Origin of the sequence: Burkholderia sp. BCC1998, assembly GCF_905339875.1 — a bacterium.
GTDB lineage: Bacteria > Pseudomonadota > Gammaproteobacteria > Burkholderiales > Burkholderiaceae > Burkholderia.
The window spans coordinates 132,267-158,854 of sequence record NZ_CAJPHE010000017.1 but is presented as its reverse complement, the minus strand read 5'-3'; the positions used below and the strand labels follow the sequence as shown (position 1 = coordinate 158,854).

Annotated in this window: 24 protein-coding genes and 2 tRNA genes; 12 read left to right on the top strand and 14 right to left on the bottom strand. The window is 66.7% G+C overall.

What is annotated here, in order from left to right; all coding sequences use genetic code 11:
* Window positions 1-6: 6 nt before the first annotated feature.
* The 5 genes from U5A56_RS26290 to U5A56_RS26270 form a co-directional block, all read right to left on the bottom strand.
* Window positions 7-1,605: an acyltransferase domain-containing protein gene (locus U5A56_RS26290; protein ID WP_321925314.1), complete on the bottom strand. Its 1,599-nt coding sequence runs from the start codon at window positions 1,603-1,605 to the stop codon at window positions 7-9.
* Complete coding sequence (locus tag U5A56_RS26285; RefSeq protein WP_321925312.1) at window positions 1,587-3,014, bottom strand: TolC family protein; 1,428 nt, start codon at window positions 3,012-3,014, stop codon at window positions 1,587-1,589. The genes U5A56_RS26290 and U5A56_RS26285 overlap by 19 nt, the downstream gene beginning before the upstream one ends.
* A gap of 3 nt (window positions 3,015-3,017) precedes the next feature.
* Window positions 3,018-5,240, bottom strand: a complete 2,223-nt coding sequence (locus U5A56_RS26280; protein ID WP_321925310.1) for a peptidase domain-containing ABC transporter — start codon at window positions 5,238-5,240, stop codon at window positions 3,018-3,020.
* Between the two features lie 11 nt (window positions 5,241-5,251).
* The gene (locus U5A56_RS26275) at window positions 5,252-6,529 is read right to left on the bottom strand and encodes an HlyD family secretion protein (protein ID WP_321925308.1); all 1,278 of its coding nucleotides are present in this window, start codon (window positions 6,527-6,529) and stop codon (window positions 5,252-5,254) included.
* A gap of 152 nt (window positions 6,530-6,681) precedes the next feature.
* Window positions 6,682-6,876, bottom strand: coding sequence for a hypothetical protein (locus U5A56_RS26270; protein WP_044844870.1), 195 nt, complete (start codon window positions 6,874-6,876; stop codon window positions 6,682-6,684).
* A 320-nt stretch (window positions 6,877-7,196) separates the two neighbouring features.
* Between U5A56_RS26270 and U5A56_RS26265 the strand changes: the two genes are divergently transcribed.
* Window positions 7,197-7,574 (top strand): hypothetical protein, encoded by a 378-nt coding sequence (locus U5A56_RS26265; protein ID WP_321925306.1) that lies wholly within the window; start codon window positions 7,197-7,199, stop codon window positions 7,572-7,574.
* Between the two features lie 98 nt (window positions 7,575-7,672).
* Here the strand turns inward: U5A56_RS26265 and U5A56_RS26260 are convergent, their stop codons facing one another.
* The 3 genes from U5A56_RS26260 to U5A56_RS26250 all read right to left on the bottom strand — a co-directional run bounded on the left by U5A56_RS26260 (window position 7,673) and on the right by U5A56_RS26250 (window position 11,835).
* Window positions 7,673-9,997 (bottom strand): xanthine dehydrogenase family protein molybdopterin-binding subunit, encoded by a 2,325-nt coding sequence (locus tag U5A56_RS26260; protein WP_321925304.1) that lies wholly within the window; start codon window positions 9,995-9,997, stop codon window positions 7,673-7,675.
* Window positions 9,994-10,455, bottom strand: a complete 462-nt coding sequence (locus U5A56_RS26255; protein ID WP_321925302.1) for a (2Fe-2S)-binding protein — start codon at window positions 10,453-10,455, stop codon at window positions 9,994-9,996. Before U5A56_RS26255 ends, U5A56_RS26260 begins: the two co-directional genes overlap by 4 nt.
* 369 nt (window positions 10,456-10,824) lie before the next feature.
* The gene (locus U5A56_RS26250) at window positions 10,825-11,835 is read right to left on the bottom strand and encodes a zinc-binding dehydrogenase (RefSeq protein ID WP_321925300.1); all 1,011 of its coding nucleotides are present in this window, start codon (window positions 11,833-11,835) and stop codon (window positions 10,825-10,827) included.
* A gap of 380 nt (window positions 11,836-12,215) precedes the next feature.
* Here U5A56_RS26250 and U5A56_RS26245 point away from each other — a divergent pair, with 380 nt between their 5' ends.
* The 3 genes from U5A56_RS26245 (at window position 12,216) to U5A56_RS26235 (ending at window position 14,474) form a co-directional block, all read left to right on the top strand.
* A complete protein-coding gene (locus U5A56_RS26245) occupies window positions 12,216-12,443 on the top strand; it encodes a hypothetical protein (RefSeq protein ID WP_321925299.1) in 228 nt (75 codons plus the stop codon).
* 487 nt (window positions 12,444-12,930) lie between these two features.
* Window positions 12,931-13,506, top strand: a complete 576-nt coding sequence (locus U5A56_RS26240) for a hypothetical protein (protein ID WP_321925298.1) — start codon at window positions 12,931-12,933, stop codon at window positions 13,504-13,506.
* A gap of 197 nt (window positions 13,507-13,703) precedes the next feature.
* Window positions 13,704-14,474: an exonuclease domain-containing protein gene (locus U5A56_RS26235; protein WP_321925297.1), complete on the top strand. Its 771-nt coding sequence runs from the start codon at window positions 13,704-13,706 to the stop codon at window positions 14,472-14,474.
* 286 nt (window positions 14,475-14,760) lie between these two features.
* Here the strand turns inward: U5A56_RS26235 and U5A56_RS26230 are convergent.
* Window positions 14,761-14,837: transfer RNA gene (locus U5A56_RS26230), tRNA-Arg, on the bottom strand.
* 191 nt (window positions 14,838-15,028) lie between these two features.
* Window positions 15,029-15,859 carry an undecaprenyl-diphosphate phosphatase gene (locus tag U5A56_RS26225; RefSeq protein ID WP_044844877.1) on the bottom strand — a complete coding sequence of 277 codons (831 nt, stop codon included), beginning with the start codon at window positions 15,857-15,859 and terminating at the stop codon, window positions 15,029-15,031.
* A 486-nt stretch (window positions 15,860-16,345) separates the two neighbouring features.
* Between U5A56_RS26225 and U5A56_RS26220 the strand changes: the two genes are divergently transcribed.
* The 5 genes from U5A56_RS26220 to U5A56_RS26200 all read left to right on the top strand — a co-directional run bounded on the left by U5A56_RS26220 (window position 16,346) and on the right by U5A56_RS26200 (window position 21,872).
* Entirely contained in the window at window positions 16,346-17,257 is a 912-nt protein-coding gene (locus U5A56_RS26220; protein WP_044844878.1) for an aldose epimerase, read from the top strand.
* A 133-nt stretch (window positions 17,258-17,390) separates the two neighbouring features.
* A complete protein-coding gene (locus U5A56_RS26215; RefSeq protein WP_321925295.1) occupies window positions 17,391-18,083 on the top strand; it encodes a peptidoglycan DD-metalloendopeptidase family protein in 693 nt (230 codons plus the stop codon).
* Between the two features lie 384 nt (window positions 18,084-18,467).
* Window positions 18,468-20,087 carry an acyl-CoA synthetase gene (locus tag U5A56_RS26210; protein WP_321925293.1) on the top strand — a complete coding sequence of 540 codons (1,620 nt, stop codon included), beginning with the start codon at window positions 18,468-18,470 and terminating at the stop codon, window positions 20,085-20,087.
* A gap of 83 nt (window positions 20,088-20,170) precedes the next feature.
* Entirely contained in the window at window positions 20,171-20,497 is a 327-nt protein-coding gene (locus U5A56_RS26205) for a DUF2288 domain-containing protein (RefSeq protein ID WP_012363583.1), read from the top strand.
* Window positions 20,498-20,507: 10 nt separating this feature from the next.
* Window positions 20,508-21,872, top strand: coding sequence for an MATE family efflux transporter (locus U5A56_RS26200; RefSeq protein WP_321925291.1), 1,365 nt, complete (start codon window positions 20,508-20,510; stop codon window positions 21,870-21,872).
* A gap of 25 nt (window positions 21,873-21,897) precedes the next feature.
* Here the strand turns inward: U5A56_RS26200 and U5A56_RS26195 are convergent, their stop codons facing one another.
* Window positions 21,898-22,083 carry a hypothetical protein gene (locus U5A56_RS26195; RefSeq protein WP_321925289.1) on the bottom strand — a complete coding sequence of 62 codons (186 nt, stop codon included), beginning with the start codon at window positions 22,081-22,083 and terminating at the stop codon, window positions 21,898-21,900.
* Between the two features lie 135 nt (window positions 22,084-22,218).
* Here U5A56_RS26195 and U5A56_RS26190 point away from each other — a divergent pair, with 135 nt between their 5' ends.
* Window positions 22,219-22,389, top strand: a complete 171-nt coding sequence (locus tag U5A56_RS26190; RefSeq protein WP_014897413.1) for a hypothetical protein — start codon at window positions 22,219-22,221, stop codon at window positions 22,387-22,389.
* Window positions 22,390-22,597: 208 nt separating this feature from the next.
* Here U5A56_RS26190 and U5A56_RS26185 read toward each other — a convergent pair whose 3' ends face one another.
* Together U5A56_RS26185 and sixA are read right to left on the bottom strand one after the other, a co-directional pair.
* Complete coding sequence (locus U5A56_RS26185) at window positions 22,598-23,404, bottom strand: GNAT family N-acetyltransferase (RefSeq protein ID WP_044844882.1); 807 nt, start codon at window positions 23,402-23,404, stop codon at window positions 22,598-22,600.
* 159 nt (window positions 23,405-23,563) lie between these two features.
* Window positions 23,564-24,025 (bottom strand): phosphohistidine phosphatase SixA, encoded by a 462-nt coding sequence (sixA, locus tag U5A56_RS26180; RefSeq protein ID WP_044844883.1) that lies wholly within the window; start codon window positions 24,023-24,025, stop codon window positions 23,564-23,566.
* 163 nt (window positions 24,026-24,188) lie between these two features.
* On the opposite strand from sixA, the gene U5A56_RS26175 reads away from it, so the two are divergent.
* Both U5A56_RS26175 and U5A56_RS26170 read left to right on the top strand, forming a co-directional pair.
* Window positions 24,189-24,265, top strand: a tRNA-Pro gene (locus U5A56_RS26175).
* A 154-nt stretch (window positions 24,266-24,419) separates the two neighbouring features.
* A complete protein-coding gene (locus U5A56_RS26170; protein WP_321925287.1) occupies window positions 24,420-24,869 on the top strand; it encodes a hypothetical protein in 450 nt (149 codons plus the stop codon).
* Between the two features lie 52 nt (window positions 24,870-24,921).
* On the opposite strand, the gene ppx is transcribed toward U5A56_RS26170, so the two are convergent.
* Window positions 24,922-26,439: an exopolyphosphatase gene (gene ppx, locus U5A56_RS26165; RefSeq protein ID WP_321925285.1), complete on the bottom strand. Its 1,518-nt coding sequence runs from the start codon at window positions 26,437-26,439 to the stop codon at window positions 24,922-24,924.
* Between the last annotated feature and the right edge of the window lie 149 nt (window positions 26,440-26,588).

Here is a 26,588-nt window from a genome sequence, read left to right as displayed (position 1 = left end):
CGGCCGTCAGGCGGCCGCCTTCCCCTGGTTCTCGTAGACGAAATCGACGATCTGCCCCATCGCCTTGAAATCGCCGCTGCGGAAATTGGCCGGCAGCGGCGGCAGCGCGTAGCGCGCGGTGATGCGCTGGATGATCTCGGTCTGCTTGACCGAATCGATGCCGAGCTCGGCTTCGAGCTCGATCGTTTCGGAGAACACCTCGGCCGGATACTCCATCGCTTGCGCGTAGATATCGACGAGCTCCGTGAACAGCCGCTCGCGCGGCACGTGGGCGGGCTTCGCCGCCGCGAGCGGCTCGTGAGGCGCCGACGGCGCCGGCACCGCCGTCAGGGTCGGCGCGGCCACCGCTGCCAGGCGCGGCGCGGTCGCGACGAGCGGCTCGGCCTGCGGTGCCAATGCGGCGACCGTCGGTGCCGCGACCGGCGCGGCGCCGGCCGGCGCCGTGCTCGCCGCATCGAACGCGTGACGCAGCTCGCCCTTGAGCCAGTCGACGATGTGCGGTCCGCGCGCATGCCAGAACGCGTCGAACCCGGAGCCGGCGTTGCCGATGCGAATATCGTCCTTCATGATGCTGTCCTCCTGGAAATAGCGGGTGATGGTCGTGACGACGCTCGATTCCTCGGTCGCGTTCGACGGGCCGCCGAACGTCCTGACCGTGCCGGGCCCCGCGATGCGCACGACGATGCGCGCCAGCGCGTTGAGCGCGCCGCATTCGACGTAGCGCCCGATGCCGTCCGCGCACGCGGCGCGAATCGCATCGGTGAACCGCACCGGCAGCACGAAATGCGACGCGAGCCGCGCGCCCGGATCGTCGGCGCCGCTGTAGCGGCGGCCGAGGATCGGCGAATACACCGGAATCGCGAGCGGGCCGTGCCGATACGCGGCGAGCCGCGCGGCGAACTGTTCGCGCGCGCCGGCCAGATCCGGGTGATGAAATCCATACGGAGACCTGAGCGTCTGTGCTGTCACGCCGCGTGCCGCGCATGCCGCGACGAAGCGCTCCAGCGCGTCGCGCGGGCCGGACACGACGGTCTGCGACGGATGGTTCTCGACCGCGATGCACACGTTGCGCACCGCGTGCGTGACGGCGCTCGCGTCGATCAGCTCGCGCGTCGCGTCGGCACCCGTCGAGATCGCGGCCATCATCCCGTCGGCCGGCGCCGCCGCCTGCAACGACGCTATCCGGTCGCAGACGATCCGCGCGCCCTGCTGGATCGAATACATGCCGCCGCACACCAGCGCCGCGATCTCGCCGAAGCTGTGTCCGATCAGCACGTCGGGCGTCACGCCGTGCTCGCGCAGCACGCCGAACATCCCGACCGACGCGCCGTAAATCCCGAGCTGCAGCAGATCGGGCGCTTCGTGCAGCCAGACGTCGAGCCCGGCATCGTCACGCCACAGCGCGCCCGTCAGCGGGCGGCCGAGGCGCTCGCTCGCGACCGCGTCGAGCAGGTCGAGCGTCAGCCGCACGCTCGAGTGTTCGCGGCCCAGCTGCCGCAGCGCGCCCGCATAAAACGCGCCCTGTCCCGGGAACAGGAACGCGCAGCCGCGCGCTTGCGCGCCGCTCGCGTCCGGCCCGGCGCCGTTCAGCCCGCGTCGTTCCATAATCCCAACCTCCCAAGGCTCTCCGCCAGTTTCAGTCTCGCGATCCGCCACTTCGACACCGCGAGCACGCGCTGCCGACGCGCATCCGCGAGCGCCGACTGCGCGTTCAGCAATTCCGTGAACGTGCCGACGCCGGCCTTGTAGCGCCCACGTGCGATGTCGAGCGAATGCAGCGCGGTATCGAGCAGATGCCGCGAGTTGTCCAGGTTCGTCGTATCGGTCTGCAGGCTCTGGTAGCTCTTCCATACGTCGAGCGACACCTTCAGTTCGGTATTGCGCACGTCGGCTTCCTGTGCATCCGCTTGCGCCTTCGCTTGCGCGACCCGGTAGCCCGACGCGAACCCTTCGAACAGCGGAATCGAAACCTGGATGCCGATCGAGTTGCTGTGACTGCTCTGCAGCTGGAGAAACGACGCCTGCTGCTGGTAAGACGGGTTGTTGCGCGCGACGCTGCCCGTCAGCGAAATCGTCGGCAACGACTGCGCGCGCACTGCCCGCACCTCGTCGCGCGCCGCTTCGAGCTTTTCGCGCGCGGCGATCAGCTTCGGATGATGGCGCTTGGCTTCGGCGATCAGGTCGGCGACACCGCGCGTGAAGTCGTCGCGATCGGGCGACGGTTCCGCGTCGGCGATGCGCAGCGGCGTATCGGCGTCGGCGCCCAGCGTCGTCGCGAGCGTGCCGATCGCGCTCTGCAGGTCGCCCTCCGCGCTCACGCGATCGAGCAGCGCCTTGCGGTAGGTGGTCTGCGCCTGCAATGCGTCGCCGAGCGTGCCGGCGCCGCCGTCGTGCCGCGCGCTCGCCTCGGCGAGGCTCTCCTGCGCCGCGTGCTCGACCGCCTGCGCGGCGGCGAGTGCCGCCTGCGCGTCGCGCAGCGCGTAGAACGCCTGCGCCGCGTCGTAGAAAACGCTCTGCAGCGCATCGTCGTGCGCCGCGTTGGCCGCGCGCAGCAGCGCGCGCGCACGGTCGAGCGTCGCGCCGCGCTTGCCGAAATCGAACAGCACCCAGCTCAGGTTGAGCATGCCGTAGCGGCTGGTGCTGCGCTGGTCCTGCGAGTAGCCGCCGCTGTAGTTCGTCGTCAGGTTGTCGCGCTCGATACCCGCCGTCGCATTGAGCGTCGGCCAGTACGCGGCCTTCGACACGCCGACCTCGGCCGCGGCCGCGCGCGCATCCGACCATGTCCGGCTCAGTTGCGGATGCGAGCAGATCGCCAGCAGGATCGCGTCCTCGAGCGCGAGCGGCCGCGCGTCGACAGGCTGTGCGCCGCACGCGGTGGCCGACGCCATCGCCCCGGCCGGCGTGGCCGCGACGTCATTGCGCGTGCCGTACACGTCGAGCAGCTGCGCGCGTGCCGGCGGCGCGGACCCCGCGAGCGCGACGACAGCCAGCACGGTAGCGAGGAGACGCTTCATCGCTCAGCGCCCCGCGACCGGTTCCGCCGCACCGGCGTCATGCGTCGCCGGCTGCGGCGCGACGGGTGCAGCGGCGGACGTCCTTGCCGCCATCGCCGCGCGCATCGCGGCGGTCGACTGGTCGAGCACGACCTTGCCGCCCTGCAGCATGATGACGCGCTGCGCGGACGCGATCGTCTCCGGCCGGTGCGCGACGATCAGCCGCGTCATCGCGAGCTGCGTGACGGCCGCGTTGACCTGCATCTCGCGCTGGATGTCGAGATGGCTCGTCGCTTCGTCGAGCACCAGAATGCCCGGCCGCTTGTACAGCGCACGCGCGAGCAGCACGCGCTGCTTCTGCCCGCCGGACAGCACCGTGCCCATGTCGCCGACCAGCGTGTTGTAGCCCATCGGCATCGCGGCGATGTCGTCATGCACGGCCGCGATGCGCGCGCATTCGGCGACCCAGCGCGGGTCCGCGTCCGGGTCGAAGAAACTGATGTTGTCCGCGATCGAGCCCGCGAACAGCACGTCGTCCTGCAGCACCGTGCCGACCAGCGCGCGCAGCCGCTCGATGCCGAGCCGGCCGACGTCGAACCCGCCGATCCGCACCGTGCCGCCCGTCGGTTCGTGGATGCCGAGCAGCACGCCGATCAGCGTCGTCTTGCCGCAACCCGACGGCCCGACGATCGCGACCGACTCGCCCGCCGCGATCGTCGCGCTCACGCCGTCCAGCACGAGCGGCTCGCCGTCCGCGTAGCGGAACGACAGCCCGTCGATCTCGATGCTCGCTTCAAGCGCGTCGGCCTCTCCCGGCACGTTGCGCAGGCTCGCGTCCGGCTCGCTTTGCGCGAACACGATGTCGGCCAGCCGCTCGCCCTGGAGCTGCAGCATCCTGACTTCGAAGTACTTGTCGATCAGGCTGCCGACACGGCTGTCGAACTGGTTCTTGTACGCGTTGAACGCCATCAGCACGCCGACGGTGAACTGGCCGTCCATCACCATGCGCGCGCCGAGCCAGATGATCAGCACGTTCTCGATGCCGAACAGCAGGCCGTTGAGCTGCTGGTAGAAGATCTGCAGCTTCTGCACGTGCAGGCTCGCATTGACCTGCTCGACCAGCAGCGTGATCCAGCTCGCGCGGCGCTCCGTCTGGCGGTTGAACAGCTTGATCGTCTTCACGCCGCGCACCGTTTCGAGGAAATGGCTCTGCTGCTTGGCCGCGTGCACGATCTGGTCCTCGGTCGCACGCCGCAGCGGGCCGTACCACAGCCACCGGACAAGCGCGTACAGCGCCATCGTCGCCAGCGCGACCAGGCCGAGCACGCGGCTGTACACGAACATCATCGCGAGCGTCACGATCGTCATCAGCCCGTCGATCACCGCGCCGAGAAACGACGTGGTCAGCGTCTGCTGGATCGTGTCGATCGAACCGAAGCGCGACACGACGTCGCCGAGATGGCGCCGCTCGTAGTAGCGCACCGGCAGGCTCAGCAGGTGCGTGAACACGTTCGCGCGCCACTGGATGTTCAGCGTGACGCCGACGTACATCAGCGCCCACGCGCGAATCGTGCCGGTCGCCTGCTGCATCAGCAGCAACAGGCCGAAACCGAGCGCCAGCACCGTCAGCAGGTCGCGATCGGCGCTGACGATCACCTCGTCGATCACCCACTGCAGGAAGAACGGCTGCACCAGCATGAAGACTTCGAGCGCGATCGCGAGCGCGAGGATCTGCGCGAGCGAGCGCGAAAGCCCCGACACCGGGCCGAGCAGCTCGCGCAGCTTCACCGCCGGCCGCGCCGCGCGCGGCGCGAACCCGGCGGCCGGCCACAGTTCGAGCGCGACGCCGGTGAAGGCGCGCGACACTTCCGCGAGCGGCACCTTGCGGATGCCGTGCGACGGGTCATGAATCGTCGCGGTCTTGCCGCTCACTTCCTTCAGCACCACGAAGTGGTTGAAATTCCAGTGCAGCAGGCACGGCAGGCGAAGCTGGCCGAGCTGCGCCAGGTCGAGCTTCACCGCGCGCGTGCCGAGCGCGAGGCGCTGCGCGACCTCGATCACGCGCCCGAGCCCCGCGCCCTTCAGCGAGACGGGGAATTGCCCGCGCAGCGTCGCGAGATCCACGTGATGGCCGTGATAGCCGGCCACCATCGCGAGACACGCGAGCCCGCATTCCGCGGCCTCCGTCTGCAGGATCATCGGCAGCTGGCGGCCGAGGCCGAACGAGAGTCGATCGAGTAGTGCCATGCGCGACCTCGTCAGAGTTTGCCGGTCAGGCTGTAAAGCGGCTCCAGCACCCATTCGTACAGGCGCCTGCGCTCCTGCAGGATGTCTGCCTGCAGCGTCATGCCCGCCTGCAACGGTTGCTGCGCGCCATACGCGGTGACGTGCTGCGCATCGAGCGCGACGACCACGCGATAGAAGGTCGCATCGCGCCCCTCGCCCGGCGTCGCCGCCGGGCCGCCGTCGTTCGCGAGTTCGGCCGCCGACAGCGCCGTGCGCGCGATCGACACGACCTCGGCGCGATACTGGCCGAATTTCTGGTACGGAAATGCCTGGTAGCGGACCAGCACCGGCTCGCCGACCCGCACGAAGCCGATCGCCGTGCTCGGCACGAACAGGTGCACCTGCCAGCGCGCGCCGCCCGGCACCACGCTCGCGAGCGGCCTGGACGTATCGACCGACTGGCCGACGTCGGCGATCGCCGCCGTCACGACGCCCGCTTCCGGCGCGGTGACGACGATCCGGCGCTTCGCCTCGCTTTCGATCAGGTTCTGGTCGACGTCGATCACGTTGCGGTCGATCTGCGCGAGCTGGTTCTGCTGCTTGAGGTCGAGGCCGGCCAGCTGGTTGTTCGCTTCCGTCAGCGACTGCGCCGTCGACGCACGCTCGCGCAGCAGCCCGTTCAGCTTCGACTGCTGGTCGAGCAGGTCGGCTTCGCGCTGCTGCGCCTGATCCTTCGAGATGTAGTCCTGGGCCAGCAGGCCGCGATAGCGTTTCGCGCCGTCGGCCGCGATCGACGTGCGCAAGCGCTGCGCCGCGAGCTGATCGTCGATCTGCGCAAGCTCGCCGCCCAGGCTCGCGATCTTCGCGCGCACCGTTGCGCGTTCGTCCTGCTGCAGGCTGCGCGTCTTGTCCAGTTCCGTGAGCAGCGACGCCTTGCGTTGCCGCGCCTGCGCGATCAGCGCGGCCTGCGTCGCGCCTTGCGCCGCGCTCTGCAGGTCGGTGGACACCGTATAGAGCGTCTGCCCGCGTGCGACGTGCTGCCCTTCCTTCACGTCGCGCGCGACGACGATCCCCGGCTGCAGCGCATAGACCTTCACCAGTCCCGCATCCGGCATCACGACGCCGCTGACCGTCGTGCGACGCGTGTAGGTGCCGAACGTGAAGAACAGCAGCACGCACGCGGCCATCGCGACCGCGGCGGCCGCCAGCAGCGTCAGCGACACGGGGCGCACCAGCACGATCTCGCCCAGCGCGCCGGCGCGCTGCGCCTGTTGTGCTTCGTGCCGGAAGAGAGAAGTCGGGTTCGTCAAGATACGGGATGACAGACAGTCAGTTGGGTTCGACGGGATGCGTTCCGGTTGCCCGGGAAGATCGCCGCGGCACCCCGCTTCGGTGCCGCGGCGGTCCGCGATTCACGCGATGGCGGCGCAGCGCGCGCCATCGCACGGAAATCGCGCTCGGCTTACGCGTGCTGACCGCCCAGCAGGCCGAGCAGTGCGTTGCCCGTGCCCACGACAGCCGTCGTCAGCGCTTCGCCGACGTTGTAGAGCGTCTGGCCGTACAGCTCGACCACGTTGCCCAGCGTGTCGAAAATCGAGCCGCCGCCGTAGTAGCCGCCGGAAACTTGTGCGATTTCCTGCTGATTCAGTTCTTGCATTGCGTTTCTCCAGATTGAGAATGCTAGATAACCCATCTAGCGGGGCATCGAACCACGCCGCGAATCGCGACGCAGGTCAATACGTTAAATATGTTAAATTTATGAACGAAACGACTCCATCGCCCATTTATATTTCACCGATCATTCCAGCCAGATGGCGTGCGACGTCCCATCGGATCGAATATCGCGATGAATTCTTTCGCAACGCCCTCACGATCGATCAGCATTCGACAAACCGGCTGTTTGTCGATATGTAATTAATCCTCGCGCCGCCCGGCATCCGGTTCGACGACTTCAATCTGCAGACGAGCAGACACCCCGTGCGTGGACCTCACGGCACCATGCACGTCGCGGAACAAAAGAATGAAAACGCGAATGAATACTGGCCCGATAATCAGCAAAAAATCAGATACGCACCGATTACCAGCCGCCCAATCAACCCTCAAGAAATGATTGATCCGCGTCAGGTTTTGCTCAATGAATTTCTTACAAAAATGAATTCACGGGCCAATGATCCGACACTTTCCGGCCCCTCTTTGTACGATACCGCACCATCGGGCAAACCCGATGTCAGAGGGCTATTGATTCTATTTTCAGGTGGAATTCGGGGCGCAAATATGGAGATTGAATTCCCGCAGTTGATGCCGGAAAGCGATTGTCGTGGCGGCCGATCGGCCCGATGGAATCCGTCGAATTGATATGCAAACAGAATGCATGAACAGGCCGCACGCAACGGCGGGCGCGCGGGCGAATATACGCACCGGGCCTTGCAGACGGCCCGGCGCGCAGCGCCGCGTCACCCCGCTTTCGGCTTCGCGAGCTGGTCCGCGATGGGCAGGTTGCGGATGCGCGTGCCCGTTGCCGCGAAGATCGCGTTGGTCAGCGCTGGTGCGACCGGCGGCAGCCCCGGCTCGCCGACGCCGCCGAGCGGCGTCGCATAGTCGTCCGGCGCGACCAGGTGCACGCGGATTTCACGCGGCGCCTCGTTCATCCGAAGTACCTGGAAGCCGTTGAAATTGCTCTGCTCCGGGCGCCCGTCCTTGAACGTGATCTCGCCGTGCAGCGCGATGCCGAGCCCCATCACCACCGCGCCTTCGAGCTGCGAGCGCACGCGCTCCGGGTTCACTTGCGGCCCGCAGTCGATCGCGATGTCGACACGCGGCACCGTAATCGCGCCATCCGCGCCGACCTGCACTTCGCACACGGCCGCCGTGTACGACACGAAGCTGCGATGCGCGGCGATGCCGAGCCCCCGCCCTTTCGGCAGCTTGCGCCCCCAGCCGGCTTCGCGCGCGACCGTCTCGATCACGCGCCGCAGCCGTCCCGTATCGACCGGATACAACGCCGGATCCTCGCCGTAGTTCACGTTCTTCACCGCAATGTGCGGCTCGAAGCGTCGCGCCGGCCCGATCAGGTCGAGCAGGAAGTCCTTCGGGTCGCGGCCCGCCGCGTGTGCGAGCTCCGCCACGAAGCTCTGGATCCCGAACGCGTGCGGAATGTTGTACACCGAACGAAACCAGCCGATCCGCGTGTGCGCGTCCGCTGCCGGGTTCTCGATCCGTATGTTTTGGACTGCAAATGGAAGATCCGCGATGCCTTGCGCGAGCTCGCCCGGCTGCTCGTGCACGACGCCGGCCCTGAAGGTCGACTGGATCGACGGCGCAACCGTGCGATGCTGCCACGCGACCACCTTCCCCGCCGCGTCGAGGCCGCCTTCGAACGCTTCCAGCGACACCGCGTGGAAATAGTCGTGCGCGATGTCGTCCTCGCGCGTGAAGATCAGCTTGACGGGCGCGCCGACCACCTTCGACAGCAGCGCGGCCTCCACCACGTAGTCGGGCTTCGACTTCCGGCCGAAGCCGCCGCCGAGCAGCGTCACGTTGACCGTCACCCGCTCGGCCGGCAGCGCCAGCGCCTTCGCGATCTCGTCGCGCGTGGTCTGCGGCGCCTGCGTGCAGGTCCACACTTCGCAGCGGCCGTCGGCCACGCGCGCGACCGCCGCCGGCGGCTCCATCGTCGCGTGCGCGAGATGCGGGACGTAGTACGTCGCGCGCACCCGCTTCGCGGCGCTCGCGAGCGCCGCGGCCGTATCGCCGTCGTTGCGGATCACGTCGCCCGGCTGCGCGGCCGCCGCTTCGAGCGTCTTGCGGTAGGCGGCCGAGTCGTAGCCTGCGTGCGGTCCGTGTTTCCAGTCGATCTTCAGCTGTGCGCGCGCCTGGATGGCCGTCCACGTGTCGCGCGCGATCACCGCTACGCCGCCGAGCGGCTGGAACCCGGACGGCAGCGGTGTCGACGCGAGCTGCACGACCTTGACGACACCCGGCAGCTTCTCCGCTGCCGACGCGTCGAACGACGCGACCGTATCGCCATAAGCCGGCGGACGTGCGACGACCGCATAGAGCATCCCGTCGAGCCGCGTATCGATCCCGTAGCGCGCGCGGCCGCCGACGATGTCGCGTCCGTCGATCAACGACGTCTCGCCCTTGCCGATATAGCGGAACTCGGCCGGCGCCTTCAACGGCACGCTTTTCGTATCGGGCACCGGCAGCGCGGCCGCCTTCGCGGCCAGTTCGCCGAAGCCGAGCTTGCGCCCGGTTTTCGTATCGACGACCTCGTGCACCGTCGCCTTCACCTGACGCACGTCGACGCCCCACGTCGCCGCCGCGGCCTGCTCGAGCATCGTGCGCGCGGCCGCGCCCGCGCGGCGCAGCGCCGCGAAGCTCTGCCGCAGGCTACGCGAGCCGTCGGTGTTCTGGTTGCCGTAGCGCGGCTCGTCGCCGACCGCCTGCGCGACCTTCACGCGCGCCCAGTCCGCGCCCAGTTCATCGGCGACCACGAGCGCGACGCTCGTGCGCACACCCTGCCCCATCTCGGAGCGGATGCAGGTCACCGTGACCGTGCCGTCCGGCGCGATCGCGACGAACAGGTTCGGATCGTCGCGCAATCCGTGCGGCATGCCCGCGCCGCCGTACTGCGGATTCGGGCTGACCGGCGGCTGCACCGCCACGGCCGCACGCGCGAGCGACGGCATGCCGAATGCGAGCAGCAGCCCGCCGGAGGCGAAGCCGAGCAGCAAAGCGCGGCGGCTTTCGTTGTGGACGGAGAGTTCCGGCGCGTTCATGCGGCACCTCCGCGGCGCACCGCCAGCCGGATCGCCGCGCGAATGCGCGTATAGGTGCCGCAGCGGCAGATGTTGCCGGACATCGCGTCGTCGATGTCGGCATCGCTCGGATGGGGGTTCGTCTTCAGCAGCGACGCGGCCTGCATGATCTGGCCGGACTGGCAGTAGCCGCATTGCGCGACGTTCAGTTCCTGCCAGGCCTGCTGCAGCGGGTGGGTCAGGTCGGTCGACAAGCCTTCGATCGTCGTCACGCGCTTGCCGGCGGCGACCGCGACCGGCGTGATGCACGCGCGAATCGCCGTGCCGTCGAGATGCACGGTGCACGCGCCGCACAGCGCCATCCCGCAGCCGAACTTGGTACCCGTGTGGCCGAGGACGTCGCGCAGATACCAGAGCAACGGCATGTCGGGATTGCCGTCGAAATGCTGTTCGCTACCGTTGACGGTCAGCGTGATCATCGTTCACCTCCTGTGGTCGGCGCCGTATCGCGCGGGCGTCGAGTGGGGATTTGAACGGCGCTGGGCACATTCCGAACGACCAGGTGGGCCTGACGCCGTTTCATTTCCGGATTGCGTCGGAGAACGACGCAATCGGGGCAATGCTGCCGTCTGGTTGCATCTGCAACGGTTCGGCGGGATTCGGACGATTGCTCGTTCGCGGGGATCGCCGCTCGTATTATCAGACGAATTCCGGTTTGTCGTCGGATCGGGGGAATTCGGGTGGCCGGGTTATCAACGCGCTTGAATCGCTTCGGCGCGGCGTGACGCGGTGATGCCGGTCTCGCCGACGGACGTGCAACCGGCATGCTTCCGTCCGTCGTGCGCTCTTCACCCGACGAGCACCACCGGTTTGCCGGAGAACCGGCGATGCCGCAGCCCTTCCAGTTGCTCGGGCAAATGCTCGAAATCGCCGGTGACACGCGCTTCGGGTTGAAGGGCGCCGTTCGCGATACCGGCCAGCAGCATGCTGCCCGCGGTGGTCGTCTCGAGCCACGCCGCCGCATCGCCGTACGTATGCAGTGCATTCAGCGCGACTTCATGAAGCGATACGCTCGTCGTGAACGGCGGCAGCGGCTGTGCGTCGAACCGGCCCTGGATGCACACGACATGCCCGTTGGCGGACACCGCCGGGGCCCAGCGGGCCGCGCTTTGCGCATCGACGCTGTCGAACACTGCGTAGAAACGCCGGGCCAGTTCGTGCCCGGCGTCGATGGTCTCGCCGATTGGGCCGGCGACGAAACGGGTCGCCCCTCGCGCACGCAGACGCGCCCAATGACGCTCGTTGCACGATACCGTGACCTCGAACCCGCGGTCGGCGGCGATCTGCACCAGATAGTTGCCCACCGCGCCCCCTGCTCCGCTGACGAGAATTTCGCGGGCGGTTCGGCACGGCACTTTCTCCAGCGCCTGCCACGCGGTCAGCGCGGGACACGGCACGCTCGCGGCCGTTTCGAAATCGAGCGCGTCGGGCACCGTCAGCAGCACGGACGCGGCGATCGGCGTGTATTCCGCGAAACTGCCGTGTCCGTCGAGGCCCTGGTGGTACGCAACGCGGCGGCCGAGCAGATGGCGTGCGTGCTCGTCCGCGACGGCGACGACCGTGCCGGCGCCGTCGACGCCCGGCACATGCCCGTCGGACCAGTTCACCAGCGCGCCGCCGAGCACTTTCCAGTCGACCGGGTTCAGGCCGATCGCGTGGTTGCGTACCAGCACCTGGCCGGGCTTCAGCGCCGGCATCGCGATCTGTTCGAGACGCAGTTGTTCGGGATGCTCGCAGCCATGCCAGGTCCATGCGCGATAGCGGGTCGGCAATGATTCGTGGTGGAGGGGTTGGGTCATGGGTGGGGGTTTGTGGTTCGAGTGCGCGGCGATGCCTGCGGCACGGCGGTCATGCCGGATGCGCCGTGAGGACGACCGGCCAGGACGCGGTATGTCCGCGGCATCGATCATGCAGGGATCGGTGTGGCGTTCGCGGATGCGGAACGTGTATGGCCGTCAGTATCCGTGGCCGACGCTGTGTCGCGGAAGGGCTATTCCGCGAAAACACTTTTGAATCCGGGGGGACATTCGCATCGATGAAGGTGCGCAGGTTGTTTGGCATATGGCGACTCGGGTAGTACACGATGCTCACCGGCTTCGCCTCCGCGAAGCTGCCTCACATGATCTCGTTGAGCGCCCCGTCGTCAAGGTACGAGCGGAGCGCAAAGCGGTAATCCGAGATGATGCCCAGTCCCGCTAGCCCCAGCCTAACCCGTACGATCAACCTGCACAACCTCGAGGCCGTGCGCCGGGAGATGTACGTCTACCGCGACATGCGGTTGAACCGGATCGACAGTCAGGCCGATGCACGCTTCGTGTTCGCGCTATCGCAGATTGCGAAAATGTTCGAGATCTGCGACCTCGAACATTGCAGCGGCCAACTGGGGCGGCAAACCACTCTATCGTGACCAGGCGTGTAGGCTGGTACAGAAGCTGTGCATGGTCCTGATTCAATTTTGAAACTGAATGCACGGTCAGAACGTTCGATTGTGCGCAAATCTTCCGACCTGGTTGCGATAACCGTTCTACAAATTGCATCTGGCGCGAAATAATGATCCCAAGAAATCTCGCGATGGCGCGGAAGCGCGAAAGGATCTTTCCGGTGCGCCATGAGTACGAGCAAGTCCTCGCGCAATCGAGGGTTTAGGCGAGCGCCAAACATCGAATAAGCCTCGTTTCAAAACTGAATCAACACGGCATGGACTCCCCGCCTGTTGCTGTCTCGCTATTCTCAAAATCGAACTCAGCTGTGCCTCAAGGGATGGTGGCATATCTGATGCATGCTCGATTCACGCGCCCTTTCTGTGCGAAATAGAAATCGGGGAATAAACAACAAGCGAGTTGGCGATAATCAACGACTGATACGCGGCGCGCAATACGAATCGGGGAAAAACGATGAAAACGATATGGGTAGTATCGGGACTGTTGTCCCTGAGCGGGTGTGCCTCGATCATCGACGGCTCGACCCAGGTGGTGTCCGTCGAGACGCGAAGCGCGACGGAAGCGGTGACCAGCGCGAGCTGCAAGCTTACGAACGATAAGGGTACGTGGTTCGTCACGACTCCCGGTTCAGTTTCTCTGCATCGATCGATGGGGGACCTGAACGTCAAGTGTGACAAGGAAGGGCACGAATCTGGTATCTCCACCGTGGCTTCATCAGCGCGCGGCATGGTCGCCGGCAATCTTCTGTTCGGGGGCATCCTCGGCACGGCGATCGATATGGGTACGGGGGCCGGCTTCGACTACCCGACGATGATTACCGTCAGCATGGGCGCGGCGAAAATGAGCGCGGCTCCTGCAGTGGCGAGCGGCATACCTTCAGTGATCCCCGCATCTTCTCAGGCACCGACCGCCATCGCCACTGCCGCGGCAAACCCCGTTGCCCGTCCAACCCAAGCGCGAAACTTCACCATCATGCCCTCATGTTCGACCATCACATCCGGCCCGCGAGTCAACTGCACAGTCCCCTGACAACTGCGAGAAGTCGCGGCGCGCGCCAGCAATGGGCGGCGATGCCACCGTTCACCAATAGGGAACGCCATGACGGTTCATCAGCATCACGCCGCGAGCAGCGTCGCGACGAGCGCGCCTGTTGTCGACGCCCGTATCTGCGCGCAGAAACCTGAGCTGATCATGCGCGAATGTGAAACGCGTTTGAGGACTCGCAGATGAAAGTGGCGATCATCGATACCGAAACAACCGGGGTTGCGGCGCACGACGAGCCGATCAGTATAGGAATACTGCTTGTTGAAATAGAATTAGGCTCGGGCGTTCTAGTTCGGGAAATTGGTCGATACCACGGCTTGCGCGAGCCGCGTGTGCCGATTCATCCGAAGGCTCAGGCCGTACACGGCATGACTGCCGCCGATCTTTCCGGAAAGGTACTTGACCTCTGCATCACATCACTGATCAACGAGGCAGATGTGCTGATCGCGCACAATGCGCAGTTCGACGCAAGGATGTTGGCGGTCGTCTGCGACGCCGCATCAGCAAAGTCGTGGCGCTGTTCGTTCCAGCAGTTTCCGTGGCCCGCTGCCGTCGGCAGGAAGAAGCTCGATTCGGTCTGCGAGTTCTATGGCGTGATCAAACAGCCCCGTCATGACGCACTTGGCGACTGCGAAGCCTTACTTGCGGTACTTCTAATCCACACCGGGAAGACCACGCGAAGCCGAACGTATCTCGCGCTGCTTCTGGCAAAGACATCTGTCATTTTCGATGCCGCGCCGCGAGCTGCCATGCACCGATCACCTGCATACCAGCAACCGCCCGCGGATTGGACACTTGAACCGCGTCAGCCGGTCAGTCAGGCGTGGAACCAACACCCAGTCGAATTCAAGCGGCCACAACGGCGGCGGCAGTCCCTTTCCGCGGCGGAGATCACGGTGTGGGCTGCTGTCTTGTTGATCGCTATGTTTGTCGGCCTTGCTGCCCATGGGTAGAGGCTTAGTCCCTTAATCAAGCAGTTCCCATTAGATTATGGAGAACCGGGACTCTATAAAAAGGCCCGTCCATTTACGGCCTCGTCGTATCTAGGTCGATACGACGTCCCTCGGTTCTGTATCGAAACGCGATTCTGGAATCCACCAAGGGCGGCACGGCATGCGAAGAGTTGCGTGCGGCATGTTTCTCGCTCCGAATTGATGAAATCAGGTTACATAGCGATTACATGGAACTTCAGTACAGAGTGGTGTATCGAGGAAGGCAACCGCAGAGTCTTGAACAGACTGGCCCGCCCTACACGATTCGAACGTGTGACCTACGGCTTAGAAGGCCGTTGCTCTATCCAACTGAGCTAAGGGCGGTCGAGGGGAAAAGACACGGCGACAAGACAAAACCCGGACCGCATTCCACGCGAAAGGCTTCGAGCGCCACCACCACACCCCAAAACTCGAAACCCCGAAACGAAACGGGCCCGGCATGAAGCCGAGCCCGAAATTATACCCGATCATCGCGTCACATCACGCGCGACGCGCGACCGGCGGCACCGCAACCCTCAAACCGGCTGCGGATGCAGCATGAACCAGCCGAGACAGAACACCCCGGCAATCACGCAATACACGCCGAACGAAGCCAGCCGCCCGCGCCCTTCGAAATAGCGCATCAGGAACCGTACGCTCAGATAAGCCGCGATAGCCGTCAGCACGCCGCCGAGCAGCGCATCCGCGAGCTGGTCGCGCGCATGGAACAGCTTCGGCAGTTCGAGCACGCCCGCGGCAAAAATGATCGGCGTGCCGAGCAGGAACGAAAACTCCGCGGCCTTCTCCGCCGTCAGCCCGGCCACGTTACCGGCGATCATCGTCAGCCCGCTGCGCGAGAAACCCGGAATCAGCGCGCCGATCTGCGCCAGGCCCACGAAGAACGCCTGCTTGAACGTCATCTTCTCGGGCGGTTGATGCGCACGGCTGCGCTGGATCCGGTCGCCGATCCACAGCAGCACGCCGTTGACGATCAGCGCGATCGCGACGATCCGCAGGTCGTGGAACACGCGCTCGATGCGCTTCTCGAGCAGCAGGCCGACGATCCCGGTCGGGATCGTGCCGATGATCAGCGCCCACATCAGGTGCCCGTCGTCGTTCTTGCGGCCGCCGAGCTGCGCGAAGAAGCCGCTGATCAGCGCGATCCAGCGCGCACGGAAGTACCACAGCAGCGCGAGTGCGGTGCCGAGGTGCAGCGCGACGAGGAACGGCAGCAACTGCGGCGCATGCTTGTCGATGTGCATGCCGAACAGCGCGGGCACGAGCAGCGTGTGGCCGAGACTGCTGACGGGGAAGAGTTCGGTAACGCCCTGCAGGACGCTCAGGAATACCAGAAACCAGAGACTCACGCGTCGGTCCTTTTGGTGGTGATCAGTCGGGTAGAAGAGCGGACGACGCATCGCGCGTCCGAAAAAACGCGCCCCGATTATGCCCAGCCCAGATTACTGCGCCAAGGCATTTGACTGGTTATTGCGGCAATGCACACAAACGCTTGCAATTTGTAAGCGCGCAGAAAGCAAAAAGCCCGCCATTTGCATGGCGGGCCTTTCGATTCCGGCAGAAATTGCCGTCAGCGGCCGAGCTGATAGAAAAACAATACCGTGCTGCCGGTGAACATGCCGAACAGTGCGATTCCCATTGCCATTGCCAGATCCATGGCCCCCTCCACGAAGTGTCATGACCCGGCAACATCACCGGTTTAGAGGCATTATCCAGACCGTCGGAAGGTTGAAAAACTCGCAATTTCCCCGAGAAGGGTTTTCCCCGACCGCCTCGCAACCCGATAATGGAGCGCGCCATCGCGCACCCCGCCCACCCGTTCATACCGATTCGCCATGCCGATCTTCCAGCAGCACGACATTCATGAACTCCACGCCGGCCCGTCGCTCGTTCGGGTCGCCCCGCAATTCGGCGGCCGCCTGCTGTCGTGGCACGTCGACGGCGAGCCGGTCATCTTCTGGCCGGACGCGGCCGACTGGAGCAACCTCGCGCGCGTGCGCGGCGGCAATCCGCTGCTGTTTCCGTTCCTCGGCCGCCATCGCGTCGACGGCGAACTGGGCCGCTGGCGCGATGCCGCCGGCGTGGTCCGCGACCTGCCGATGCACGGCTTCGCGCGCGACCTGCCGTTCGCGGCACGCCCGTCGGCCGACGGCGCCGCGCTGTCGATGACGCTCGACGCGAACGACGCGCTGCGCGACAGCTATCCGTTCGATTTCCGGTTCGAGACGACCTACCGGCTCGCCGATGCGCACACGCTCGACGTCGCGCTCACCACGACCAACCGCGGCGACACGCCGCTGCCCTACTACGCGGGCCATCATTTCTATTTCGCGCTGCCGCACGGCGAACGTGCAGAAACCACGCTCGAGCTGCCGCCGACGCGCCGCTGCATGCAGCGCGCCGACGGCTCGATCAGCCCGCTCGAGCCCGGCGCAGCGTCGTACAGCCTCGGCGATCCGGACATCCTCGACCGCTTCCACTGTCTCGACGGCGCGCCGTCCACGCCGGTACGCATCGTGATGCCGGGCCGCCGCCGCACGATCGAGATCGCGCTCGACGTACCGGGCTCGATCCCGTGGTACGCGGTCACGACCTGGACGGAAAAACCGGAATCGGACTTCTACTGCGTCGAGCCTTGGCTCGGCCTGCCGGACGCCATCCACAACGGCCTCGGGCTGCGCATGCTCGCGCCGGGCGCGACGGAAACGGCCACGCTGCGGATTCGCGTGCTGCCGCTCGCCGGCTGACACCGGCCGCGCCGAACCGGTGCGCGCCGGCCGCGCCCGCGGCCCGAAACTGCGGTGCGCGGGTCGAACCCGTTAAAATCGGACGTTTTGTATCGCCTGCCGCGTCGCGCGCGGCAGGGTTTTGCGAGGTTCAATGATCGGAACAACAACGAAGCGGCTCTTCGCGGCCGCCTGCGCCGCGCTGCTCGTCGCGTGCGGCTCCGCTCCCGTCGGCCCGGGTTACTACCGCGTCGAGCGCGGCGACACGCTCTACAAGATCGCGCGCGAGAATCGCACGTCGACGGTCAACATCGTGCGCTGGAACCAGATCACGAACCCCGACGCGATCGAGGTCGGCCAGGTGCTGCGGGTCGCGCCGCCGCCCGGCACGACGACCGCGTCGACCACCGGCACCGGCAGCGCGGGCCGCAGCCGCCCCGCGCCTTCCGCGCCGGTCGAATCGGCGGTCAAGCCGGCCAGCAGCATCGCGCTGATCTGGCCGGCCGCCGGCAACGTGGTGCGCAGCTTCGACGGCTCGAAATCCAAGGGCATCGATATCGCGAACGCTGCGGGCACGCCGGTGCTGGCCGCCGCGCCGGGCACCGTCGTCTATGCGGGCAACGGATTGCGCGGCTACGGCAACCTGATCATCCTCAAGCACAACGCCGATTACCTGACGGCCTACGCGCACAACCGTGCGCTGCTCGTGAAGGAAGGCCAGCCGGTCACGCAGGGGCAGACGATCGCGGAGATGGGCAACAGCGACAGCGATCGCACCGCGCTGCACTTCGAGCTGCGCTACGGCGGCCGCTCGATCGATCCGGCACGCTACCTGCCGGCGCGCTGAGCGCGCCAGCGTCGACGGCAGGCGATAGACGACACGCGATGCCGGCACGCATCGCATATCGTCGCGAGGGAGAACGGGAAGGTTGTGTCAGCGCTTGCGCAGACGGCCAGTGAACCGGCCGGACAGCGGATCGACGCGGCTGGCGAACGCCACCAGCGCGCCGATTCCGAAGAGGCTGAACCCCGCAGCTATCAGAAGCAAATCCATGGTCATATCACTGTTTTGTCGTGATCTTATGCGTCATGACGGAATCGTGCACTGAGCCGCACCGGTTGCACGAGTCCGCACATTCCCTATCTATCAGACGCCATTGTGGTTTCGGTCGCGTGAAATGCCGATGTAATCCATCGACCGATGCCGACGATCGACGCCAAGGAGACTCGCATGCTGCCCGCCGCCGACCGCTACGACGACCTGCTCGCCCGCTTCCGGTGGGACGTTCCGGCCCGTTACAACATCGGCGTGGACGTCTGCGACAAGTGGGCCGACGGCAGCGGACGGCTCGCGCTGATCCAAGAAACGGCGCAAGGCGACGTGTCGCGCGTCACGTTCGACGACCTGAAGAATGCTTCTAACCGTTTCGCGAACAGCCTCGCGCGGGCAGGTTTGCAACGCGGCGACCGGATCGCGATCTTCCTCGCACAGGGTCCGGAAACAGCGATCGCGCATCTCGCCGCGTACAAGCTCGGCGCGATCGCGGTGCCGCTGTTCACGCTGTTCGGCGCCGACGCACTCGAATACCGGCTCGCGAACAGCGAAGCCGCCGCGCTCGTCACCGACGCAGCCGGTTACGCGAAGATCGCGTCGCTGCGCGCGCAACTGCCGATGCTGCGCACGTGCTACTGCATCGGCGACGATGCACCCGACGCCCCCGGCGTGCTGCGCTTCGACGCCGCGCTCGCCGCCGAATCGCTGGACTTCGTGCCGGCGGACACCGCGGCCGACGATCCGGCGGTGATCATCTACACGTCCGGGACGACCGGCAAGCCGAAAGGCGCGCTCCATGCGCACCGCGTGCTGTTGGGCCATCTGCCGGGCGTCGAGATGTCGCAGCAATGCTTCCCGCGCGACGCACGCCTGTTCTGGACGCCCGCCGACTGGGCCTGGATCGGCGGGCTGCTCGACGTGCTGCTGCCGTCATGGCATCACGGCGTGCCCGTGCTCGCGCGCCGCTTCGAGAAGTTCGACGGCGAAGCCGCGTTCGCGCTGATGGCGCGGCACGGCGTGACCCACGCGTTCCTGCCGCCCACCGCGCTGAAGCTGATGCGCGCGGTGCCGGCGCCGCGCGAGCGCCATGCGCTGGCGCTGAAATCGGTCGCGAGCGGTGGAGAATCCCTCGGCGCCGGGCTGACGGCCTGGGGGCGCGACGCGCTCGGCGTGACGATCAACGAGTTCTACGGACAGACCGAATGCAACATGGTGCTGTCGTCGTGCGCGGCGCTGTTCGATGCGCAGCCCGGTGCGATCGGCAAGGCCGTGCCCGGCCACGCGGTCGCGATCGTCGACGAGCACGGTACGCCGCTGCCGCCCGGCGTCGAGGGGCGCATCGCGGTGCGCCGCCCCGACCCGGTGATGTTTATCGAATACTGGCGCAATCCCGCCGCCACGCGCGACAAGTTCGCGGGCGACTACCTGCTCACCGGCGACACCGGCACGATCGACGCCGACGGCTTCGTGCGCTTCGTCGGCCGCGACGACGACGTGATCACGAGCGCCGGCTACCGGATCGGCCCGGGGCCGATCGAGGACTGCCTGCTCACGCATCCGGCGGTACGGATGGCGGCCGTCGTCGGCGTGCCCGACCCGACGCGTACCGAGATCGTCAAGGCGTTCGTCGTGCTGAACCCCGGCCACGTCGGCGACGACGCGCTCGTGCAGGCGCTGCAGGCGCACGTGCGCACGCGCCTGGCCGCGCACGAGTACCCGCGCGCGATCGCGTTCGTCGACGGCCTGCCGATGACGGCGACCGGCAAGATCGTGCGGCGCGTGTTGCGCGACGCCTGAAACGGTCGTGGCCGTACCGGGCGGCCGGCCGGGCGCCCGGATGGTTTATAGTGGCGCCACGCAGTCTTTCCAGCACACAACCGATGTCCTCCCACCAACACGAATCCGCCGCGGGCGCGTCGCACAGCCCGCTTTACGCCAAACTCCTCGGCGAAACCGCCAAGATCGACTGGTGCGATCTCGAGCGCTTCTTCGCACAGGGCAAGCTGCTGTCGGTCGCACGCGATCTCGATCTCGTGAGCGTCGCGGAAGCGATCGCCGGCGACGACGCGCAACAGGTCACGCGCTGGCTGTCGTCCGGCCTCGTCGCACGCATGCCGGCGGAAACCGCCGCCGACTTCGCGGCGCGCAATCCGGAGCTGTGGGCGGTCGTCGTGTCGCCGTGGGTCTGCGTGCAGGAACGCGCCTGACGCGTTCGCCATGTCCGAATCCGCATTACCGCACGGGGCCGGCACCGGGTCGGCCGCCGTCTCGCACCGGCGCGTCCTCGCGCTCGCCTTCCCGATCGTCCTCGCAAACCTGACCCAGCCGATCCTCGGTGCGGTCGACACGGCCGTCGCCGGCCACCTCGACGGCGCGCAGTATCTCGGCGGCGTCGCGCTCGGCGGGCTGTTCTTCAATTTCGTGTTCTGGGGCTTCGGCTTCCTGCGCATGGGCACGACCGGCCTCGTCGCGCAGGCGCACGGCGCCGGCGACGCCGCCGGCATCCGGCTGAACGTGCTGCGCGCGCTGATCGTCGCGTTCGCGCTCGGCACCGCCGTGCTCGCGCTGCAGGTGCCGCTGCTGTCGTTCGCGCTGACCGCGCTGGGCGGCAGCGAGGCCGTGCGCGCGACGGCGCTGGCCTATGGCCACGCACGGATCTGGAGCGCGCCGTTCGCGCTCGCCAACTACGTCGTGCTCGGCTACCTGCTCGGCGTGCAACGCGTGCGGCTCGCGCTCGTCGCGCAGGTCTTCATCAACGCGGTGAATATCGGGGCCGTGCTGCTCTACGTGTACGGCTTCGGCTGGGGCATCGCCGGAATCGGTGCGGCGACCGCGACCGCCGACGCATGCGGCTTCGCGCTCGGCGCCTGGATGCTGTGGCGGCTGCGGCCGCGCGGCCTCGCGCCGCTGGCCGCGCGGGCGCTCGCGGACCGTGCGGCACTCAAGCGGCTGATCGCGCTCAATCGCGACATCTTCCTGCGCACGCTGTGCCTGCTCGGCGCGTTCGGCTGGTTCGCGCATCTCGGCGCCAGGCAGGGCGACGCGACGCTCGCGGCCAACGCACTGCTGCTGAATTTCCAGACCTTCATGGCCTACGGACTCGACGGTTTCGCGCATGCGGCCGAGGCGCTCGTCGGCGCCGCCGCCGGCGCGCGCGACCGCGCCGCCTTCCGGCAGGCCGTGCGCGTCACGCTGCTGTGGTCCGCGCTCGGCGCGCTGCTGTTCGCGCTCGTCTACTGGGTCACGGGCGGCTGGATCGTCGCGCGGCTGACCGACCAGGCCGAGATCCGCGCGGTCGCGCTGCGCTACCTGCCCTGGGCGGCGGTCTCGCCGATCGTGTCCGTGTGGGGATTCCTGCTCGACGGCGTGTTCATCGGCGCAACGCAGACGCAATCGCTGATGCGTGCGATGGTCGCGTCGTTCGCGATCTTCATCGCCGCGACGCTGGCGGCCGTCGGCCCGTTCGGCAATCACGGGCTGTGGTTCGCGCTGCTGCTGTTCATGGTCGCGCGCGGCGCGACGCTCGCGCGCTACCTGCCGGCGCTGACGCGGCGGATCGGCGCCGACGCGGCCGGCACCTGACGGCCGCGAAGGCCTGCCGCCATCGTCACTGCACGGCTGCGGGTGCCGACGACGCCGGCTCGCCGAGCATCGACGGCGGCGTCATGTCGGTCGGCACACCGTGGTAATCGGCCGGATCTTGCGGCGGGTGGCCGCGACGGGCCTGGCGGGGATCGCTGGCACAGCCGGCAAGAATGGACACGGCCAGCACGGCCAGCATGAAACGGGTCATCGGGAAGGCTCCGTAAGACGGCGCGCCCATCGCGCGCCAGGACCGCGCCGAGTCTAGCGGAATTCCGGGTTAGGGATCGTCCCGCGCGTGTCCTAATATGAATCCATGGCGCTGTGCCGTTGAAAGGAGGCAGCCATGTCGTCTGAAGAGATTGCCGGCCTGATCGGCCTGTTCATCGGCCTGATGGTGCTCGTCGCCCTGTCCTATTTCGAGTCGCGCGAATATAAGCGCAACCATGGCGGCGAAGGGATGATCCATCACTGGATGGCCGAACACCATCTGCTCGACTGGCGGCGCAAGCACTAGGCAAGCCCGCCGTGTCGTCCGGGCCGCCGCGCGCGGGGCCCGCTCCGAACGTGCGCCCACCCGCACGGTGGTCGGCGCATATCGCTCGAATTAACAGGGTCGGATAAGACAACATCCCCGGAATGGTCGAACGCCGTCGCGCGACAACCTGCCGCGCGACGGCGTTCGCTTGCGCGCGCCTGGAGCAGCGCGCCGCGATCGGGACGGCTCAGCCCAGGAAGTGCCGGGCGTAGCGGGCGTTGATGTCCGACAGCCGGAACAGCGTCAGGAAGTCCGCGCAGTTGAAATCGGGATCCCACGCCGGCGCGCCGCAAATCTTCGCGCCGAGACGCAGATAGCCCTTGATCAGCGGCGGCGGCGCGACGACGGTGCCCGTCTGCAGTTCGTCGACCGGCAGCGCCGTATGCGGGAACGCACGGTATTCCGGCGCCGTCAGCGCGTTCGCCGGCAGCGACTGATACAGGTTCGCCGCGTAATGGCCGCCGTCGGCCATCGATACGCTCGCGCAGCCGAGCATCGTCTCGTAGCCGTTTTGCATCATATACGCGCCGAGACCGCCCCACAGCGCCATGATGACGGCGCCGCTGCGGTAGTCGCTGTGCACGCACGAGCGGCCGACCTCGACCATCTTGCCGCGCAGGTGCGTGAGGCGCGACAGGTCGAATTCGCCCTCGGCATACAGGCGGCCGACCCGAGCGGCCTCGTGCGGCGGCAGCACGCGGTACGTACCGACCACCTTCAGCGTGTCGAGATCGCGCACCAGCAGGTGGTCGCAGTAGGCATCGAACGGATCGACGTCGAGACCGGACGGACCGCTGACCTGCGCGCCCATCTCTTCGGCGAACACGGTGTAGCGCAGGCGTTGGGCCTCGCGCAGTTCGTCTTCCGTGCGCGCCCAGGCGGCACGCAGACGGTACTCGGATGTGACGGTTTCAGCAGCGCGCGGCAGGTGACGCCGCGTCGTGTCGAGGGGAAGCGAGGCAAAAGGGAGCGTAGGCGTCGGCAGTTCTCGCATTAGGCTTTCCTGATCGTAAGGAATAGGACGACATGCCAGCCAATGTAGTAACCGGTCGTTACCGTTCTGTGGCACGACCGTGTCCTTTCAATGACGTGTCGCCGAATTGACTTTAGCAGAAAGCTTGCGAAACCGTATGATCAAAGCCCGCAAACCCCTTCAGGCCAGCTCCGGCGTCAATACCGCGCGCAGCACGGCCTGATGGTTGCCGTCGCGCGTGCGGCTCGCGAGCCACACGATGCCGCCCTTCTTGATGCTCCAGCTGTCGTCGTTGCCGGCCATCAATTGCGCCGCGACGCTGCCGAGCGTCGGCTGGTGTCCGACGATCACGACCGTCGGCGCGATGCCGTCCGGCCAGCCGGCGGCGGCCAGCACGTCGTCGACGCTACCGCCCGGCGCGAGCGCATCGACGGTCCGGTACTGGTCGGTCAGCGCCTCGACCGTCTGCACGGTGCGCGCCGCCGGGCTCGCGAGGATCACGCTGTTCGACTCGAGCCGGCTGCGCAGCCATTTGGCCATGGCCTGCGCTTCCTTGCGCCCGCGGGCCGTCAACTGGCGTGCGAGGTCGTTTGCCGCGTAGTCTTCGGCTTCGGCGTGGCGCCACAGGATCAGGTTCATCATGATGTCTCTCTCCATGCTTCGACGAATGGTTCGGCCGACCACCCGCGGGCCGGACGATCACACTTCGAATTGTCGCCAATCGCGAGCGGTTCGTGATGATGTGCGCCGTATGCAAAACGTGATTGACCCGGCCACCCATTAGACGATAGAATCTTTGGCTCGTCGGAGCGTAGCGCAGCCTGGTAGCGCATCTGATTTGGGATCAGAGGGTCGAAGGTTCGAATCCTTTCGCTCCGACCACGATACACGATAAGGGTTGCAAGCCATCGCGCTTGCAGCCCTTTTTCGTTTGCTCCGCCGTGCGCCTTCTCAACCGCTGCCGCCCCATGCAGAGCCCGCGCACGAATCTTGCGGGAACACGCGATAATGTCCGCGACCCAACCCGCAACCGCGCATGAAAAACCAAGTTTTCAAGACCGCCCTGCTCGGCGCGCTGCTCGCAGTCGGCGCATTCGGCACCCTCGGCGCGTCCGGCGCCGCGTCGGCCAAGTCGCTCGACGACGCGCTCGACTGCCATTCGAACGGCCACAAGTTCGTCGCGCCGCTGCTCGCGGCCGGCGACATCCAGTCGGAGCCGATGCACGTCGAAGCGAATTCGGTGAACGCGTTCCGCACGAACCATCCGCTGACCGCCTACGGCTTCGGCGTCTACGTCGTGCTCGGCTACCAGGCGAACGATCCGATCTTCCAGCCGGGCGACGGCACGCCGATCGGCAAATGGGCGTACGGCGTCGTGGTACGCGGCACGAAGAGTGCAGTCGAACAGGCCGTTCGCAATGCCGGCAGCGACGCAACCGTCAAGCAGGCGTTCCCGTTCCTGACCGCGATCGTGTGCTCCGACTGAGCACACCGCGAGGCAAGCGGCGCGAGCGCGCCGCGCCCTCGATGGCGTCTCGTTACGCGCCCGTATAAACCACGCGATACGGAATCCCGACCTTCTCCCACTCGGCCGCTTCCTGGCTGAGGCTGTAGTCGGTCAACGGGTTCTGCTCGACCCATGCGCTCGGCAGGCGCACTTCATACCCGCCCTTCTTCATCTGCGACACGGAAATGTCCGGCAGCCCGGCGTCGGTCCGGCGCCGGCACAGCAACGCGGCGAGCCGCAAACAGAACAGCAGCGGCCATTCGACGTCGCGCGCCTGCGACAGCTTGCCGAGCTTGCCCGCATGCCCGAGCACGAGCGCGGCGAGGCGCGCCTGGTCGGTGCGCGAGAAGCCCGGCATGTCGGCGTTGCTGGCGATATACGCGGAATGCTTGTGATACGAGCTGTGCGAGATCGACAGGCCGATCTCGTGCAGCGCGGCGGCCCAGCCGAGGAACATCCGGCCTTCCTCGCGCGCTTCTTCGTCGTCGGACGCCTCGAGCTCGTCGTAGAACCGCACCGCCAGTGCGGCGATCCGCCCGGCCTGCGCGCGATCGACGCCGTAGCGGCGCGAGAAACCCTCGACGGTCACCGCACGCATGTCCTCATGCTGGGCCCGGCCGAGCAGGTCGTACAGCACGCCGAGACGCAGCGCGCCGTCGGTGGTGTCGACGTAGTCGACACCCAGTTCCTCGAATACCGCGAGCATGATCGCGAGGCCGCCGGCAAGCACCGGCACGCGATCGGGCTTCAGCGCGATCAGCTTCAGCCGGTTCACGTTCTCGGATTTGATCAGCGCGCGCTTCAGGCGTTCGAGCCCGCCGCGCGAAATGCCGTGCGTGATGCCGGCGTCGTTGAAGCCGTTCGCCTCGACGAGCTCCGCGAGCGCACGCGCGGTGCCCGACGAACCGATCGCCTGGTCCCATCCGGCCTTCTTGTACTCGCTGGAAATGATCTGGATCTCGCGCTTGGCCGCGAGTTCGGCCTGCCGCATCGTGTATTCGTCGACGTTGCCGGCCGGGAAGAACGCCCGGCTATGGCTCACGCAGCCGATGTAGAGGCTCTCCATCACGAGCGGCGTGTAGTGCGAGCCGATGATGAATTCGGTCGAGCCGCCGCCGATGTCGACGACGAGCCGCTTGCCCGCGCTCGCCGGCACCGAATGCGCGGCACCCGCATAGATCAGGCGCGCCTCTTCTCGGCCCGCGATCACTTCGATCGGAAAACCGAGCGCCGCTTCGGCTTCGCCGAGGAATTCGCCCGCGTTCTTCGCGACGCGCAACGTGTTGGTCGCCACCGCGCGCACATGATCGGGATGGAAATCGCGCAGGCGCTCGCCGAACCGCTTGAGCGCCTCCCAGCCACGTTCCTGCGACGCGCGATCGAGCATCTTGTCGCTCGACAGCCCCGCGGCCAGTCGAACCGGCTCGCGCAGCGCATCGACGGGATAGATCTGGCTGCCCGCCGGCGTTTCCTCGACGCGCCCGACGATCAGCCGGAAGCTGTTCGAGCCGAGATCGACGGCAGCCAGCAAGTGGGGGGATGTAACCATCAGAAGGGGGCTCCGTGCGCGTTCGCCCGCGGCAGCCGCTCCGGCCTCGCTGGACGATCAATCAAAGGCGATATTTTAAGCGTGGAACGCTTGCCATTGCCACGCTTCACGGGCATGTACTCGGGTAGAAAGTATATGGCCGAAACATT

Coding starts and splice junctions, on each gene's coding strand:
- U5A56_RS26290 (WP_321925314.1), bottom strand. CDS start 1,605: ATGGAACGACGCGGGCTGAACGGCGCCGGGCCGGACGCGAGCGGCGCG.
- U5A56_RS26285 (WP_321925312.1), bottom strand. CDS start 3,014: ATGAAGCGTCTCCTCGCTACCGTGCTGGCTGTCGTCGCGCTCGCGGGG.
- U5A56_RS26280 (WP_321925310.1), bottom strand. CDS start 5,240: ATGGCACTACTCGATCGACTCTCGTTCGGCCTCGGCCGCCAGCTGCCG.
- U5A56_RS26270 (WP_044844870.1), bottom strand. CDS start 6,876: ATGCAAGAACTGAATCAGCAGGAAATCGCACAAGTTTCCGGCGGCTAC.
- U5A56_RS26260 (WP_321925304.1), bottom strand. CDS start 9,997: ATGAACGCGCCGGAACTCTCCGTCCACAACGAAAGCCGCCGCGCTTTG.
- U5A56_RS26255 (WP_321925302.1), bottom strand. CDS start 10,455: ATGATCACGCTGACCGTCAACGGTAGCGAACAGCATTTCGACGGCAAT.
- U5A56_RS26250 (WP_321925300.1), bottom strand. CDS start 11,835: ATGACCCAACCCCTCCACCACGAATCATTGCCGACCCGCTATCGCGCA.
- U5A56_RS26245 (WP_321925299.1), top strand. CDS start 12,216: ATGATGCCCAGTCCCGCTAGCCCCAGCCTAACCCGTACGATCAACCTG.
- U5A56_RS26240 (WP_321925298.1), top strand. CDS start 12,931: ATGAAAACGATATGGGTAGTATCGGGACTGTTGTCCCTGAGCGGGTGT.
- U5A56_RS26235 (WP_321925297.1), top strand. CDS start 13,704: ATGAAAGTGGCGATCATCGATACCGAAACAACCGGGGTTGCGGCGCAC.
- U5A56_RS26220 (WP_044844878.1), top strand. CDS start 16,346: ATGCCGATCTTCCAGCAGCACGACATTCATGAACTCCACGCCGGCCCG.
- U5A56_RS26215 (WP_321925295.1), top strand. CDS start 17,391: ATGATCGGAACAACAACGAAGCGGCTCTTCGCGGCCGCCTGCGCCGCG.
- U5A56_RS26210 (WP_321925293.1), top strand. CDS start 18,468: ATGCTGCCCGCCGCCGACCGCTACGACGACCTGCTCGCCCGCTTCCGG.
- U5A56_RS26205 (WP_012363583.1), top strand. CDS start 20,171: ATGTCCTCCCACCAACACGAATCCGCCGCGGGCGCGTCGCACAGCCCG.
- U5A56_RS26200 (WP_321925291.1), top strand. CDS start 20,508: ATGTCCGAATCCGCATTACCGCACGGGGCCGGCACCGGGTCGGCCGCC.
- U5A56_RS26195 (WP_321925289.1), bottom strand. CDS start 22,083: ATGACCCGTTTCATGCTGGCCGTGCTGGCCGTGTCCATTCTTGCCGGC.
- U5A56_RS26190 (WP_014897413.1), top strand. CDS start 22,219: ATGTCGTCTGAAGAGATTGCCGGCCTGATCGGCCTGTTCATCGGCCTG.
- U5A56_RS26185 (WP_044844882.1), bottom strand. CDS start 23,404: ATGCGAGAACTGCCGACGCCTACGCTCCCTTTTGCCTCGCTTCCCCTC.
- sixA (WP_044844883.1), bottom strand. CDS start 24,025: ATGATGAACCTGATCCTGTGGCGCCACGCCGAAGCCGAAGACTACGCG.
- U5A56_RS26170 (WP_321925287.1), top strand. CDS start 24,420: ATGAAAAACCAAGTTTTCAAGACCGCCCTGCTCGGCGCGCTGCTCGCA.
- ppx (WP_321925285.1), bottom strand. CDS start 26,439: ATGGTTACATCCCCCCACTTGCTGGCTGCCGTCGATCTCGGCTCGAAC.